Annotated in this window: 13 protein-coding genes; 7 read left to right on the top strand and 6 right to left on the bottom strand. The window is 55.8% G+C overall.

Annotation, left to right across the window (positions count from 1 at the left end):
• Positions 1-13 precede the first annotated feature (13 nt).
• The 3 genes from YH62_RS28490 to YH62_RS28480 form a co-directional block, all read right to left on the bottom strand.
• A complete protein-coding gene (locus tag YH62_RS28490) occupies positions 14-388 on the bottom strand; it encodes a response regulator (protein ID WP_082118573.1) in 375 nt (124 codons plus the stop codon).
• Positions 389-513: 125 nt separating this feature from the next.
• Positions 514-1,149, bottom strand: a complete 636-nt coding sequence (locus YH62_RS28485) for a response regulator (RefSeq protein ID WP_137326558.1) — start codon at positions 1,147-1,149, stop codon at positions 514-516.
• Between the two features lie 5 nt (positions 1,150-1,154).
• Positions 1,155-3,023, bottom strand: a complete 1,869-nt coding sequence (locus tag YH62_RS28480) for a HAMP domain-containing sensor histidine kinase (protein ID WP_046797698.1) — start codon at positions 3,021-3,023, stop codon at positions 1,155-1,157.
• Between the two features lie 325 nt (positions 3,024-3,348).
• Between YH62_RS28480 and YH62_RS28475 the strand changes: the two genes are divergently transcribed.
• Genes YH62_RS28475 through YH62_RS28465 form a run of 3 tightly spaced genes read left to right on the top strand, consistent with a single transcriptional unit; the run spans position 3,349 to position 6,266 of the window.
• A complete protein-coding gene (locus YH62_RS28475; RefSeq protein WP_245282243.1) occupies positions 3,349-4,596 on the top strand; it encodes an alpha/beta hydrolase in 1,248 nt (415 codons plus the stop codon).
• 46 nt (positions 4,597-4,642) lie between these two features.
• Positions 4,643-5,431: a hypothetical protein gene (locus tag YH62_RS28470; protein WP_046797697.1), complete on the top strand. Its 789-nt coding sequence runs from the start codon at positions 4,643-4,645 to the stop codon at positions 5,429-5,431.
• A 55-nt stretch (positions 5,432-5,486) separates the two neighbouring features.
• Complete coding sequence (locus tag YH62_RS28465) at positions 5,487-6,266, top strand: hypothetical protein (protein WP_046797711.1); 780 nt, start codon at positions 5,487-5,489, stop codon at positions 6,264-6,266.
• A gap of 101 nt (positions 6,267-6,367) precedes the next feature.
• On the opposite strand, the gene YH62_RS28460 is transcribed toward YH62_RS28465, so the two are convergent.
• Genes YH62_RS28460 through YH62_RS28450 form a run of 3 tightly spaced genes read right to left on the bottom strand, consistent with a single transcriptional unit; the run spans position 6,368 to position 10,296 of the window.
• On the bottom strand, positions 6,368-8,287 hold the full coding sequence (locus tag YH62_RS28460; protein WP_046797696.1) for a mechanosensitive ion channel family protein: 1,920 nt from the start codon (positions 8,285-8,287) through the stop codon (positions 6,368-6,370).
• A gap of 15 nt (positions 8,288-8,302) precedes the next feature.
• Positions 8,303-9,319: an HAD family hydrolase gene (locus tag YH62_RS28455; RefSeq protein ID WP_170986276.1), complete on the bottom strand. Its 1,017-nt coding sequence runs from the start codon at positions 9,317-9,319 to the stop codon at positions 8,303-8,305.
• A gap of 11 nt (positions 9,320-9,330) precedes the next feature.
• Positions 9,331-10,296: a formylglycine-generating enzyme family protein gene (locus YH62_RS28450; RefSeq protein WP_046797695.1), complete on the bottom strand. Its 966-nt coding sequence runs from the start codon at positions 10,294-10,296 to the stop codon at positions 9,331-9,333.
• Positions 10,297-10,650: 354 nt separating this feature from the next.
• On the opposite strand from YH62_RS28450, the gene YH62_RS28445 reads away from it, so the two are divergent.
• The 4 genes from YH62_RS28445 to YH62_RS28430 all read left to right on the top strand — a co-directional run bounded on the left by YH62_RS28445 (position 10,651) and on the right by YH62_RS28430 (position 14,569).
• Complete coding sequence (locus YH62_RS28445) at positions 10,651-11,997, top strand: DUF3300 domain-containing protein (RefSeq protein WP_046797694.1); 1,347 nt, start codon at positions 10,651-10,653, stop codon at positions 11,995-11,997.
• A 15-nt stretch (positions 11,998-12,012) separates the two neighbouring features.
• Positions 12,013-12,936, top strand: a complete 924-nt coding sequence (locus YH62_RS28440) for a DUF2950 family protein (protein ID WP_046797693.1) — start codon at positions 12,013-12,015, stop codon at positions 12,934-12,936.
• A 130-nt stretch (positions 12,937-13,066) separates the two neighbouring features.
• Positions 13,067-14,140 (top strand): hypothetical protein, encoded by a 1,074-nt coding sequence (locus YH62_RS28435; RefSeq protein WP_156177014.1) that lies wholly within the window; start codon positions 13,067-13,069, stop codon positions 14,138-14,140.
• Between the two features lie 60 nt (positions 14,141-14,200).
• Positions 14,201-14,569 carry a hypothetical protein gene (locus tag YH62_RS28430; protein ID WP_245282240.1) on the top strand — a complete coding sequence of 123 codons (369 nt, stop codon included), beginning with the start codon at positions 14,201-14,203 and terminating at the stop codon, positions 14,567-14,569.
• The last annotated feature ends 381 nt before the right edge of the window (positions 14,570-14,950 follow it).

The following is a 14,950-nucleotide window of genomic DNA, read 5'->3' as shown; positions in this document are numbered from 1 at the left end:
CTTGCTGCTCCCCTTAACCTTCTAAATCGGGCTTTCCAGGCACGAAAGGAAGACTGTTGATCGCACCAATCAGCAGGTCAGCTCGAAACGGCTTTTGGAGATAAGCAACGCAACCGGCTTTAACCGCTTCGGATTGCAACGTCTCGTCGTCGGAAGCTGTGATGAAGATAACCGGGGGACTGCCCCCTTTCTGTTTTAGGTATTGCCACAGCTCAATGCCCGACATGCCGCCAAGATGGATGTCGAGAACGATGCAGCGGATCACAGTGGTCTTTGCAGATTGGAGGAAATCCTCTGCGGAGGCGTAACTCGCTATCGAAAAGCCGTTCGCGCCCAGTAGTCGCTCCATGCTCCGACGCATGCTTCGATCATCATCGACTACAGCCACGATGCCAGATGAGGTTTCCAAAAGTACGCCTTTCCAGAGCCAATACGACGGCGCACCTGACGTCTCGGCCCATGCTATCGCGCGGCCATAGGCCCGCCTATTGTCCTTTAGTGAAGATATCGCCGTCAGCTTGCCGGTGGATCGTCTACAGCATTGACAAGGCCAAGCCGCTCCACGACAGAAACGATTTCCGCAAGCGATCGGACGCCAAACTTCTCCATGATATTGTGTCGATGAGCCTTGATCGTCCGCTCCGACAATCCCAACGCATAGGCAATTTGCTTATTGAGTTTGCCGTGGACTAGAAAGCGTAGGACCTCAAACTCGCGTGGCGAAAGAGCGTCGAGACGGCTGCGGGCTGAATTGATCCGTTCCCGCTCGTCACGACTTGTTTTTGCACGAAGCAGTGCCCGACCGATGGCAGGCAGCAACGCCTCCCTTTTTACCGGCTTTTCCAAAAAATCGTCGGCGCCGGCTTTGATTGCCTGGACACTTGCTCGTATGTCCCCGTGCCCGGTTAGGAACACTATTGGAAAGTTAGGAGCTTGTTCCGCGAGAGTTTCCTGCAATTCCAGCCCGTTCAGCCCAGGCATGTCGAGGTCAAGCAAGATGCAGCCTATCTCCGTAGCCAGAGGGAGATGCGCAAGCAGCTCCTGCCCCGACGCATAAAGCTGTATATTAAATCCTGACACAGAGAGAAGCCGGCCAACTGCTATTCTGAAGGAACGATCGTCGTCCACGATGTGAACGGTCGAGTACATGGTGGTCATCCTTTTTCCGCCAAAGGAAGCTTAACACGAAAGACAGCCCCACCTTCACACCGATTGGCCGCGCAGATCTCGCCACCGTAGGTATGAACGATGGTTCGGGCGATGGAAAGTCCAAGGCCTGTTCCTGCGACCTTCGTTGTATAGAATGGATCGAAGATCACGCTTAGCAAATTTTCAGGAATGCCATGACCAGAATCCGAGATTGACAGCTCCGCCTTAGAATCCTTTGTCAATCGAGTCTCAAGCATCAGCTTCCTCTGCATCCCCCGCCTACTATGCATTGCGTCCATGGCGTTCATCGCGATATTTAGAATGACCTGCTGAATGTGCACCTTGTCAGCTCGTATGGGCAAAGCGCCGTCAGCCGGATTAGAAGTTACGGAGATGCCCCTGCGCGATGCTTCTCCCTGCAGAATTTTAATGGAGATCGTGGTTAGTTCATTCAAGTCGAACCGCTGCCAGTCGATCTCGGCTCGTTTTTTTAGGAGACCTCTCATCCGTAAAATTATGTCATGTGCACGCTGATCATCATCCTGTATGTCTATCAAGATTTGCTCGATTAGCTTCAGGTCTGGATGAGATGACCGCAATAGGCTTGAGGCGGCCTCCGCGTTGCTGCGAATAGCGCCGAGAGGCTGGTTCAGTTCGTGGGCTATGGAAGCCGAAAGCGCGCCTGCAGTTGCTGATTGATTGAGGTGTATGACCTCGAGCAACCTACTTCTGGATTGCTTCTCCGCCAAGCGGCGGCGGCGTCGCTCTACCAACAGCACTGCGATCGCGATGCTCTGCGTCGCAACAATAGCAAGAGTTACTAGAGCAGAAATCCAATACTGTTCCAAGAAGGTTGGCTGTCTGAACATCTGGACGGTGCCTGGTGGCAGCCTTTTTTCGGACAATCCCCATCGCTCAAGTTGCCTCGCATCGACCATATCGACATGCGGTGCATCGACGTGATCGACCGGCTTGCCGCCAAGAACATCCAGGCTAAGGTCAGCCACCTTAGACCCTAGCGACTCGAAAGTAACGACGTTGCCGCCGACGATCCCAGAGTCGATATAGGTGGCGTACGGGCCATAGATTGGAGCTGTCGCATCGGCTGCGATTTGTTTGACTGCGTCGCGCGGGATGAAATTACGGCCGCTCCTGTCTTTGAATATGGTTAGTACCAAAACAATGCTGTCGGGAGGGAACGCTGCCGCGGCCGCTGCAAATTCGGCGATAGTTAGGTTCTCCAAATATGTTGTTTTGTAGTTCTTTGCGAAACTCGCTAGACCGGCTCTTGCGGTATCGAGCCACCAACGGTCGAAGTCTGATGATCCCCCAATTATAAAAAGATGATGCGCATCCGGCTGCAGATGTTGCGCCATTTGAGCCGTTTTCAGAATGTCGAACTCGGTGAACACGCCAAGAACATCGTCTGGCAGGTTGATCCTTAGAGCCGTTGTTCTGTTGAAACCCGCAACTATGATCCGCGCGTTTTTCGCCAGCAATGTCCGATGCGTTGCGATGAACTTGGCAGACTGTTCGCCCAGTGCAATAACGATGTCAGGTTGACGATTGGAATATTTCTCAGCGAGGAACTGCGCCATATGGTCGACGTGGTGAACTTCGGGAAACCGGGCAAGATCAAGAAATTCAGAGAACAGATCGATCTTGCCGCCCGTGGCTTCGAGAAGTCGGGCTCTAACCGCTTCACCCGCAACAGTTGTTGCTGCAACACGTTCGTCATAGGGGTAAAGCACAAGCACGCGGGGAACGCGTTCAACAAATTCGGATGCCTCAGCGGCCGTAATAGCAGATGTAAAAAGAGCGCAGACGACCGTGAGCCATCGCGACCGCCTAATCCAGTCTCGCAGAACTCCCATTGCGCGCCCCCGACGAGGTGGCGAAGCCTATCTGAGCGGTGCTCGGAATACAACCGGATATGCCAGTAACAAAACTGCCCAAAAGTACAATATCCAAGCTGGTCATCATCGACTAGCCTGCCAAAAGGAAGGCTAAAATTGTGACTACCTTTGGCAGGTTGAAGCCAATGAATCAAGGGGCGTCCGTGTGAGCATCGCTTTTGATCGTTTGGGGCCAGCCGCCTTCATATTGAAGCAGGCTTGCCGGCGCCCGAACTTTTTCAAAAGCCTCATTACAGAGCGGAAATGCTGGCACAGAAGCTTTCCGTCACTCCGCACGACGCGTATCTCGGCGCTTTTGGCGTCGCTTGCTATAGCGCCCGGTTGCGGGGGCCACCCCAAAAACGTGCTGACGCCCGTTGCTGACACAACGCCAAAGTCCAGCAGGGTCACCATGCTTGTAGCAACGACCCGAGGGCGATCGCAGCATGCAGGAGAGATGTTTACAGGAGAAAGAGCGCGAAGCCCCGCTTTTGCGGACATGACGGTCTCACTACCGGAGGTGCGCAAGGTTGGAGAGGTTGCCTGGCCAAAAAGACTTCCACCCAACCCTGCGACTGATTTCGCTATCTTGAAAGCAGATGAACTCAACAAGGACGGCGCGACGGCCAGGCTCAGCGCTGCGGTGCGCAAGACACCGGACCGTAGCGTGCTGGTATTCATCCACGGATTCAACAACCGGTTCGAAGACTCCGTCTACCGCTTTGCGCAGATCGTGCACGATGCTGGCGTCAAAAGTGCCCCTGTACTGGTAACCTGGCCCTCGCGCGGCAGCCTTTTGGGCTACGGCTATGATCGGGAAAGCACCAACTACACCCGCAATACGCTGGAAGCCCTTTTCCAACATCTCGCCGCTGATCCTGGCGTCAAAGAGGTATCGATCCTTGCACATTCGATGGGCAACTGGTTGGCTCTCGAAGGATTGAGGCAGATGGCGATACGCAACGATGGCCTGCCAGCGAAATTCAAGAACGTGATGCTCGCCGCTCCAGACGTCGATGTCGACGTGTTCCGCTCACAGATCGAGGATATGGGACACCATCGACCTCGCTTCACTTTGTTCGTATCGGCGGATGACCGTGCGCTTGCCTTTTCACGCAGGGTCTGGGGCGACATTCCCCGGCTGGGGTCGATAAATCCTGAGGAAGCGCCTTATAAGCAGGAGATGGAAAATAACAAGATTACTGTGATCGACCTTACGAAGGTCAAGGCGGGAGACGGTCTTCACCACAGTAAGTTTGCGCAATCACCTGAAGTCGTCAAAATGATTGGCGCGCGCATTGCAGAGGGCCAGACTCTGACCGACAGCAGGGTCGGACTTGGCGACCATCTTATCGCGGGTACCACGGGCGTGGCTGCCGCAGCCGGCAGCACTGCGGGTCTCATTCTAGCGGCTCCGGTTGCGATCGTAGATCAGCATACTCGCGAAAATTACGCCCATCATCTAAACGCAGTCTCAAATCAAACCGGAGGTAAGCAGCGCGTGGCGTCAGAAACTTGTGTGGCGACCGGTACGGCATGTGACGCCCAGTAGCTTTGACGAAACAGAGGCAGGGGACTGCCGGAAGAGGGGACATGGCATGAAGAACATTCTGAGGTATTGCCTTCTCACCGTGGCTGCCATCGCGATTTGTACGAGTGCCAAAGCGGCTGACGCCTCGCTAACTGACCAAGAGCCGCAGGCCGCGGCGACCGATGCTGGTTGGACGTTTTCGCTGGCACCATATTTTTGGGTGGCTGGACTTTCAGGCGACACTTCGCAGTTCGGGCTTCCGACCGTTCACATAGATGCAGACTTTGGCGACATCCTGAAAAATCTCGACTTCGCCTTCATGGCGGCCGGCGAAGCCCGCAATGACCGCTTTAGCATTATCGGTGATGTGATCTATACGAAGTTGTCCGCGGACGGCGAAACGCCTTTCGGTGTGCTGGCGGATGAGGTCGAGGTAACAACCTCGAGCTTCTCCGGCCTTCTCGGCGTTGGCTACGCCGTCTACCAAGGGCCGGAGGCACACCTGGATGTCGTTGCGGGGGTGAAACTCTGGTCAGTCGAAACGACCATCTCGCTCGAGGGCGGCCTCCTCGGTGGCACTGAACGAAGCGACAGCGCCACCTGGGTCGACGGCATGATCGGCCTACGTGGAAGATATTCCCTGACGCCTGAGATCTACCTCACCGGCTGGGGGCTTGTCGGTGCAGGCGGAGCAGATGTCGACTGGGATGTTGCGCTGGGCTTGGGGTATGAATTCAACGAGCGTATTTCGGCGATCGTCGGCTACCGCGCGCTTGGAGTCGACTATAGCAACGACGGCTTCAGGTTCGACGTTGTCCAGCAGGGCCCAATCCTCGAGCTAGCGATAAAGTTCTGATCATTTCTGACTGACTGGGAGGTCGGCAGTGGCACAATTTGCATCTCGATACACGATCTGTTCCATAGTTTTTGTCGCAACGACAGGCCTGGTTCAAGCACAAGATTCTGGCGCCGATCTTGCAAAGAAGCTTTCAAACCCGATCGCTTCACTGATCAGCGTGCCTTTCCAGTTCAATTACGATCACGGTTACGGGCCGCTGGATGGGGATAGGGCGACGCTCAACATACAACCTGTCATTCCCATCTCGCTCAACGAAGACTGGAACCTGATCTCCCGCACGGTCCTGCCGGTGATCTGGCAAAACGACATCGCCGGCCCGTCTGGAACACAGTTTGGCCTAGGCGACACCGTTCAGAGCTTTTTCCTGTCGCCGGCGAAGCCGACCGAGAGCGGGATTGTTTGGGGAGCTGGTCCCGTGTTCCTCATACCGACGGCGACAGACGATCTTCTGGGCAGTGAGAAATGGGGCGCTGGTCCCACAATCGTTGCCCTGAAGCAGGACGGCCCTTGGACATATGGCGCTCTGGCCAACCACATTTGGTCATTTGCAGGCAATGAGGACCGGAGGGACATTAGCAGTACGTTTCTACAGCCGTTCTTATCTTACACCACGGCAGACGCGTGGACCTTCGCCTTGAACACGGAGTCAACCTACGACTGGACAGGACGCGACTGGTCTGTTCCGATCAACGTTACTGTGTCGAAATTACTGAAGATCAACCAGCAGCCGATCAGCCTGACCGCTGGTATCCGCTATTGGGCGGCAGCACCGGACGGCGGCGCGGAAGGTTTGGGATTTCGCGTTGGTTTGACATTTTTGTTTCCCAAGTGAGACACAGTTCCACTGCTACTTCGCGTCAATAGGCGTGGTGACTATCCTTGCATGAGCGTAGAATTGGATCGCGCCGAGCACTGGCCGCGGCGGTCACCACCTTACGGTGTGGGCATAGCCATGGCTTTCGCATTTTGTATCCGCAGGGCCGCGCTTGCGGCGGCTGTCTTTTCGTCGCCGCCAACTTGCACCGTCGGCTGAGCAAAGGCTATGCCGTTTTCCTTGAACGCTTCGCGTAGCATGAGGTTGGCGCGGCGACGGATCATCGACTGGTGGCTGCTTGGTCGCAGAGTCATCCCGAAGCTGAGCACCATCCCGTAGTCGCCAAACTCTTCAACGCCCTTCATCCTTAGAGGCTCTATGAAGAGTGGTCCGAATTCTTCGTCTTCAGCCAGAGCGGCGCCGATCCTCTTGGTCAACTTTCGGGCTTGCTCGACATCCGTGTCGAAGCTGACTGATACCCGAAACTTGACCACGCTCCAGTCGCGGCTGAGGTTTTCGACAGCGCCGAGTTCCCCGAACGGGACCGTGAACAACGGACCTCGGTGATGCCGAAGCTTCACGGAACGCAGACTGAACCCTTCGACAACGCCCTTATAACTCTTTGCCTGAATGTATTCCCCGACACGAAAGGCATCATCGAGCATGTAGAAGACACCGCTGATGACATCCTTGACTAGAGTTTGAGAGCCAAAGCCGACCGCCACTCCGAAGACGCCGGCGCCAGCAATCAATGGCCCAATCTCTACGCCCAGTTCTGCCAGAACGACCAGGGTCGCAATGACGGCCACCATGACGCCGAGGAGATTGCGGAAGATGGGCAACAAAGTACGCATCCTAGCCTGGCGCGCCAACTCCTCTGGACGGAGACTAGTGTCCGAACTTGTTGCAAGTTTTCGGTCAATCCACGACTTCGCGAGGTGCCAGACAAGATCGGCAAGCAGAACAACGATCACACTCTTTAAGATGCCGTGCGTCAATGCGGCGACAATGGGATCGCGCTGCGTTAGAGAGTCTGGGTTAAGGCGCCAGACGATTGAGATCCATACAATGGCGACAGCGATGACCGTGGCGCGACTGGCACGGATCGCAACCACTCTCTTCAGGTTATCCTCGTCACGAGAAAGCGCATTCGCCACCACACGTTCAACCAGACGAAGTGTCGGCGGCAACATCATCGCATAGACGGTCAGCCAGAAAACTCCTGGAAGTCCCACCGCCCATAAACCCCACGCGACAAGGCAAGCAAGGGCGTAAGCGATGCGAACCCGGAGCGAACGCCTGGACTTTCTAACGAAGCCTTCGACTGCGATCATCAAAAGGATGATGGAAAAGCAGAACGAGACGCCAGTCACGACCATTGGATTAACGGACAAGGGCTCACCTAGCGTGGCCGTCGCTACGGCGACGATCGCGACTGCCATGAATGCGCGCACGCGATGGCGGACGGCCGCCGCCATTTGGCTCGAATCCAGGAGGACAGAGAGTATTCGATAGCTAACAAGCCCTGCCAGCGCGACCAGGAGCACGATACGCGCCAAGGGAGGCCACTCGCGAGCGAAAAACACAAAGGCCATTGCAACTGAAAACACCGCAACGCCTAAAAGCCTATCGACTAGGTTTCTAGGGGTGCGTCGCAACATCGCGAACGCCCGCTCGGCGACGATCCCAAAGAGTGTGAGCGCGAAAAAGATAAGGAAGACCGGCGCGCCACCATGAGAGATCGCATTCTCCCTCGTTCGGGAAGCGGCTTTCAACAGCTCGTTTGGGATCGACGGGATCACACCAATGACACTGCTAATCCGGTTTCGGATCGATGCTTCCCAGGCGGCGAGGCCGCTTGAGCTTTGCGTGGGGGGCTTGGCTACACCAACCGGACGCGTCTCCAGCCATGAACGTACCTCTGGATCCTGAAGCAGGCGCATGAGGTCAGCTATCTTTGCGGGCTCCGCAACGTCCTGCGCTTTGGCAGCAGCGATTGTTGCAAAGACGCCGATCAGAACCGCGATGATCCATCTCATGATCAATCCTTCCGGCTATTTCTCAAAGGCAAACACCTTGTTCCAGTCTGCCTTCATGTCGACAACCAGCCAGTTGCGCCTTTCTGCTTCATCCAATGCCATGTCTAGTCGGCCAATGTCGCTCTTTCTGTCATAGGCAACCTCCCGATCAGTATCCGTGTGGTGCAAGATCATCGCAAAGCTTGGTCCATTGCCACTAGATACCCAGCGCAGCATCTCATAATCGCCATCAGAATTCCCGGCAACGAAGATGGGCTTTCTGCCAATGAATTTGTTGATTGCCGCGGGTTTGCCCTTGCCGTCGTTGATAAACTCGATTTTAGGCAGCCTCTTCAGAACCGGGACGTCCCCAACGATAGCGTACTCGGTAGTGATCGTGCTGCCGATGACCTGCTCTGGCGGGATGCCATATAGCTTCTCTGATACAGGTCGCATGAACTCCACACCCCCGCCTGAAACGATGAAGGTCCGGAAGCCGTTCTTGCGGAGGTAGGTGAGAAGCTCCTGCATTGGGAGGTATGTCATATGCTCGTACGACTTGCCCGTTGTTGGATGCTTGGCAACCGCAAACCAGTCAACGACAATCTTATCAAACTCGTCGGTCGTCATCCCAGCGTGGGTAGAGGTGGCAAGATCCATGAGAGCCTTCTGGTCACCTTTGGCCAGCGCATCTGGATCGCCTGCGAGGATCGATTTGAAAGGTTCTGTTACCTTCCATTCAGGATGTAGAGGAGCAAGCGTCTTCACGCGGTCGAGCATGAAGGTAAACTGTATATAATTCGGCTGTTCCGACCAGAGGGTTCCGTCGTTGTCGAAAACAGCAATACGGCTGTCTGGGGCAACGTAACCGCCTCCCCCTTCTGTTACCGTGGCTTCGACAAACTCCATAATACGGCCTTTTGCGGCGGCATCTTTCCATGAAGGCAGCGGCTCCTGGGCGCCTGCAGGAAATACAAGACCGCTGAAAAGGAGCACGAGCGCTATGACGAAGGCAGCGACGATATTGTCAGTGTTCGGTTGAGTGCGGTTCACGTCGGTCTCCTTCACCTCGTGGGGCGCCTGACGCAGCGGAAGCCGACATGGCTCGTAGATGTGTCTTCGGGCTCTGCATGACGAGCAGCAGGACGATAGCGGCGGCAATAGTTAGGTGCACATAGATGCGACCCCCCTTTTAGCACCCGCCGCGCAATGCGTATCTCTGGCATCCGTGGGTCATAACTGGCGACGACGTCCTCGCCGCGGGGATTGCTGGGGATGCAGCACGAGTGCTTTGCAGGTTCCGGATGACGCGTCGACCAGTAGTCGCTCGTCCACTCCCAGACGTTGCCGATCATATCGTAGAGACCATATCCGTTTGGAGGGAAGGATCGGACGGGCGACGTCCGTTCATGCCCCTTTGGCTTCGTCGAGTGTGTTGGAAAAGTGCCGACCCAGGTATTTGCCATTTGTTGACCGTCCGGCAGCAAATGTTCACCCCATGCGAACTCTACTTGCTCCAGGCCGCCTCGGGCAGCAAGCTCCCATTCGGCTTCCGTAGGCAGATCCCACCCAGCCCAGCGTGCGTACGCCAGTGCGTCGACATAGGCTACATGAACGACGGGGTGGTCGAGCTTCCCACGGAGGTCGCTCAAGCCACCAAGCGGGCGCCTCCAATTCGCACCGAACTTGAAGCTCCACCACTGGGAGATGTTGGAACCCTCGACTGTCTTCGGTGCTGTGAACACGAGTGAACCAGCCCGGAGCATCTCCGGGATTGCACCTGGATAATCTTTGGGATCCGGCGCCTTCTCGGCGACGGTGACGTGGCCGGTCGCGTCCACGAACTCCTTGAACTGACGGTTTGTTACCGGAATCTCTGAGATCCAGAAACCATCGACGGTAACTGGGTGAGCGGGTGCCTCCTCAGGGTAGTGATCATTTGATCCCATGCCAAATGTTCGGCCGGCGATCCAAATCATCCCTTCAGCATTTGTGGTGTCTTGATGAATGCTAGTCGCGGCAAGTGTCATGGGACCTCCAGAACATGCCGTAGAGCATCACCTCTCGCCCGTTAACTGGAAGTACGTTACAGTAAATAACAACCGGCCAGCAGTCCGGATGGCCTGATTGGCCAGTCCAAATCGACTGACTGCCCACGCCAAGGGGAGCTGATGGTCTTCCTACAGAAATGTTCTGCAGCTGGCTCAGAGGCTCGTCCTTGGACGGCAAGACGACGGCATTTACCGTAACGTACTTCCATAAAGCTCGCCGTACTCTCACCCTGCGTCACGTGGCAAGCCTCCTGTAATCTCGAAGAAGGCGCAGACCGAGAACCGCCCTCTGGCGATGCTGACAGCACCTATGGTAGGCAAGTGGAGGAAAGTATGAGCAGCAGCGCGTCACGTCTCATCGGCCGTTGGGCAATTGTGGGTACGGCATTGTTTGCCGCGGTATCGCTCTGCAAGCCGCCCTTGGCGACCGCAGCAACGCCGGCGATCACCGCAGCCTCTGCTCAGCCCTCCCAACCGCTACGGCCCGATCCCTTAGGTGAAGATGAGCTTGGGGTTTTGGTCGCCAGAATTGCGCTTTACCCTGATGAGCTTGTCGCTCTTATCGCTACTGCCACACTTTATCCCCTGCAGATCGTTGAAGCCGCCCGCTTTCTCGATCGACGGAAAACGAACAGTAACCTGAAGCCCAAGGAGAGTTGGGACGGCAGCGTGATTGCTTTGCTAAACTATCCTGAACTCATCACGATGTTGGCTGACGACCTCGATTGGCTCCAGCGGTTTGGGGATGCAGTAGCTTTTCAGCAGGACGAGATGCTGGCGGCAATCCAACTACTTCGAAGCAGGGCCTTATCGGATGGCATCATCAAGAGTGATGACAAGTTGATTTTCTCCAAAGAGCGCGACATCGTCGTTATCAAAGCGACGCAACCCGGAGCGGTCTTCGTTCCCACCTATAACCCTGCCTTACTCTATGCAGCAGACCCCCAGCCAGTCGCCATCGCGTATAACAGCGCTGCCTATCCGAACTACTGGTATCCAACAGCCACCTTCTTCGCGGGCGCCGTAACAGGTGCAGTCTTTGCTTCAGTGATCGACTGGGATGGCCGGAGCATTTGGGGTGGCCATTTCGATGGCGGAGATATCGATATCAACTGCAACCAGTGCATGAACAACATCGACATCAACGGAAAGCTCAAGTTCAAGGACGTCGATTGGAAAAACATCGATATCAACAGGATCAGCTTTGATAGTGCCCAGTTTGCTAAGGTCGATGGTCAAAGCATCAAGAGCAGGCTCGAAGCGACTGAAGGCACCAACATTCAGCAAAGAGCGCGCGCCGAGCGTCGGCCCTCGACTACAGCGTCCCCGAGCCGCTCTACGGGCGTCAGGGATGTGCGTGCGACCAGGATCGAGGGTACAAACCGTCCCAATCAACCGGCAGCTATCGAGAATTCGCCTCGTCCGACAGCCCGTACCGCCGCTGACCGTCCTCCCGCCGTCGGTCTTAAAGGAAGGGGCGAGACTTCTCCCATCAGGCCGCGGCCCGCAACAAAGCAAGATTATCGGACGAAACAACCTGCTGGCCTTGGCGATGTTAGGCCCGGCAGAGTTGCAGTGGCGCATTCGCGCCGCGGCGGGGAAACACTCGGCGGCGGCATCAAAGGCGGTGGACGTCAGCACCGGGACTTCAGCGGTAGGCGCTCTCTGCCTCGTCGCTAATCGGGAGAAATGATCATGCCATCAAAGCTACGACATGCCCTCCTGGCGGTCGCACCAAGCCTCTTTTCATCGGCCGGTGCGCAAGCGCAGACGGCGGAACTCCTGCAATATATGTCGCACCAGTCGCCCGTGCAGTTTGACGGTCCAACGGAAGCGCTTACGTCCTTCCGGGAGGCTGTTGCGAATGACGACTTACCAAGATTGGGCGCGATACTAGGGTTAGATCCTGAAAAGCTAGCCTCGAGTAGCGAAGCAATAGACAGCTTCTCCCTCATCAAACGTGCCGCCTCGGACCGACTTCTGTTAAAGGACGACGGCAACAGGTTCATCGTGGAGATAGGCCAAGTTCAGTGGCCCCTACCGTTCCCACTGGTAAAAGCAAACGGTCGGTGGGCCTTCGACACCAAGGTGGGCCTGGAGGAGATCACCAACCGCCGGGTTGGAGAAAATGAAATAGAGGCTATTACGACGCTTCGCGCATATGTCGATGCGCAAGAAGAATATGCTCTCGCCGACTTCGACGGTGACGCCGTGCTGGAGTATGCGCAGAAGCTAATCAGCACCCCTGGTTCTAGGGACGGGCTCTACTGGCCCGAAGGACAAGGGAATGGTTTGAGCCCTGCCGGCGACTTGAGCCAGATCGGACTTAAACAAGTCAAGGCGGATGAAGGATACTTCGGCTATCGGTTCAAGGTGCTGACACGGCAGGGAAGCAATATCGCCGGCGGCACGTTCGCGTACGTCATCAACGGAAACATGATCGCCGGCTTCGGCCTCGTTGCATGGCCGGTCGTTTATGGCCAAACCGGGGTCCAAACCTTTGTCGTCAATCGGAATGGCATCGTCTACCAGGCCGACCTAGGGCCGCATTCTGCAGTCCTTGCATCAGAGATGCATGAGTTCAACCCTGATGACAGCTGGGAAATAACGGAGGACTAGCAAGATGACGGGGCACGCGGGGGTGACCCAGGACCCTAGTGTAAAACAAGGCGCCTCCCATAGCGGGACCCTACCAGAATATTATGCATCCCGAGGCGGTCCCTTCTTTGATATCCTAAAGCGCCTTTCATTGGCCAATGATGACGCTCTTTTAGTCGTACGACGAGCGCTCGTCTTCACGGCCCTTGCTTGGCTGGTTCCTCTTGTCTTATCCGGAGCAAACTACCGGATGTTTTTGTCAGACCCGGGAACTTGGGCGAGGTTTCTGGTAGCCGTCGGTGCCTTCGTGCTTGCCGAGCAGCATGTCGAGCGAGGGCTGCTGATGAAACTTGCACATTTCTTCAAAGTGCCCCTCATCCCAACGAGGTCAACATCCGACGCGGCAAAAGCGTTAGCGCGGGCTCATCAGCTTAAGGACTCAGTGTTGGCGGAGGTCATATGTCTTCTATGCGGTTTGACCATATCCGTGATCGCTGTCTTCGGCAGCCTGCCCAATACGTCCTGGGCGGCCTATCCGGCGCTTGATGGACCGCGGCTAACACTCGCCGGATGGTGGGCGCTATTCGTAAGCATGCCGCTAGTAGGCTTCTTGTTTTTTCGAGCTGTCTGGAGGCACCTGGTCTGGGCGCTGCTTTTGCGCAAGTTCGCATCGTTCGATCTTCGGCTCGTAGCCACGCATCCAGATGGGAAAGGCGGCCTTGGCTTCCTCGCGGAATATCCGAAATCTTACGTCCTTTTCGTGCTCGGTGCCAGCTCCGCCGTTGCGACAGCCGTCGCTAAGCACCTCCTTTACGAAGATATCAGCATGGGGATCTTTGCCAGCATCGCCGGAGGTTGGTTGATCTTTGTATTGTCCTTTTTCGCCTTCCCTCTTTCAGCATTCTCAATAGCTCTGTCGCATCTGAAGGAAAGCAGCCTACTCATATTCGGATCACATGCCACGTCGTTCCAGCGGGCTGCTGAACGCAAGACGCTTGGTGTAAACGTGGTGACGAGCTTGCCTGAAGAAGACAACCAGCAGGAGGTGGGCCTAGACGTTACTGAGCAGTTCCGAGCAGCGCAGGACCTGGCTACGATGTTGGTCGATAAAGGCGCGTGTCTGGCCGTGGGTTCAGCAGCGTTGCTTCCCTTTGCCGTTGCCGTGGTGACAAGAGTGCCAGCGAATGACCTTCTCGAGGTACTGGAGAAGCTACTGCTTCTTTAGAATTTGCCTCGTTAGACGAACTGGTCTGTACCGCCTCCACGCTGTCTACGGCGGTATCTTGTGCCCAAGCTGTTTGAGTTTCTGAATGACTTTTCAGCACCGACCATCGCCTCGGTGGTTGCATGCCAAAGAGGCGAGGTGCAGATGCCTAACGATGACGATCCCGACGCCAAAGACAGAGCTCGACGAGGCCTTTTGCGACTGATGCTGAAGCTTCCAGTCGTGCGCGACCGGCTTCGAATGTTTGCCGGCACCTCCCCTGCTCTGGAAGCCTTGTGCGAAGCGTATGAGGATGCCATCGTGACACTCGCTCGCCTTCAAAGAGAAAGCTCCCAGGCTGATGACGGCCTGCTTCAGGAGTACATCGTCGTCTGCCGGGAGATAGAAGGCGAGGTCGTAGAATACTGTCTCAGTCGCACTATCCCCTAGCTGCGCTGGTTGAGATCCGGTGGTCTTGATAGGATACGAACCTACGACCAGTCAATTTGCGGCCATTGTTCCGGCAAAACAGAGACTTGAGTATAAGCACTCGTATAGAAGCATAACGGATGCGCTTCACGTCAAGCCATGCTCTTATCAGACGGTTCACCGCGGCGGAGCTGGTTGATCAAACTCCATACAGGGAGTCCTCCAGCCGGCGAGAGCTGTTTGGCAAAGACATCTAGGTGTTGATTGCCACTGAGAACTGACCCTATCGGGCTATGCCGGGTCAGTTCTCAGTGCCAATCAACAGGTAGACGGCGAATCGCCTTTGCCCTATCGATGGGATATGAAATCGAGCCTCGAACATCTGCCCGAGAAGAAGCAGCG

It is taken from the genome of Rhizobium sp. LC145, assembly GCF_001005825.1.
In the GTDB taxonomy this organism is placed as follows: domain Bacteria; phylum Pseudomonadota; class Alphaproteobacteria; order Rhizobiales; family Rhizobiaceae; genus Neorhizobium.
Note: the sequence above shows the minus strand (reverse complement) of the source record. Positions and strands in the feature narration are given on the sequence as shown.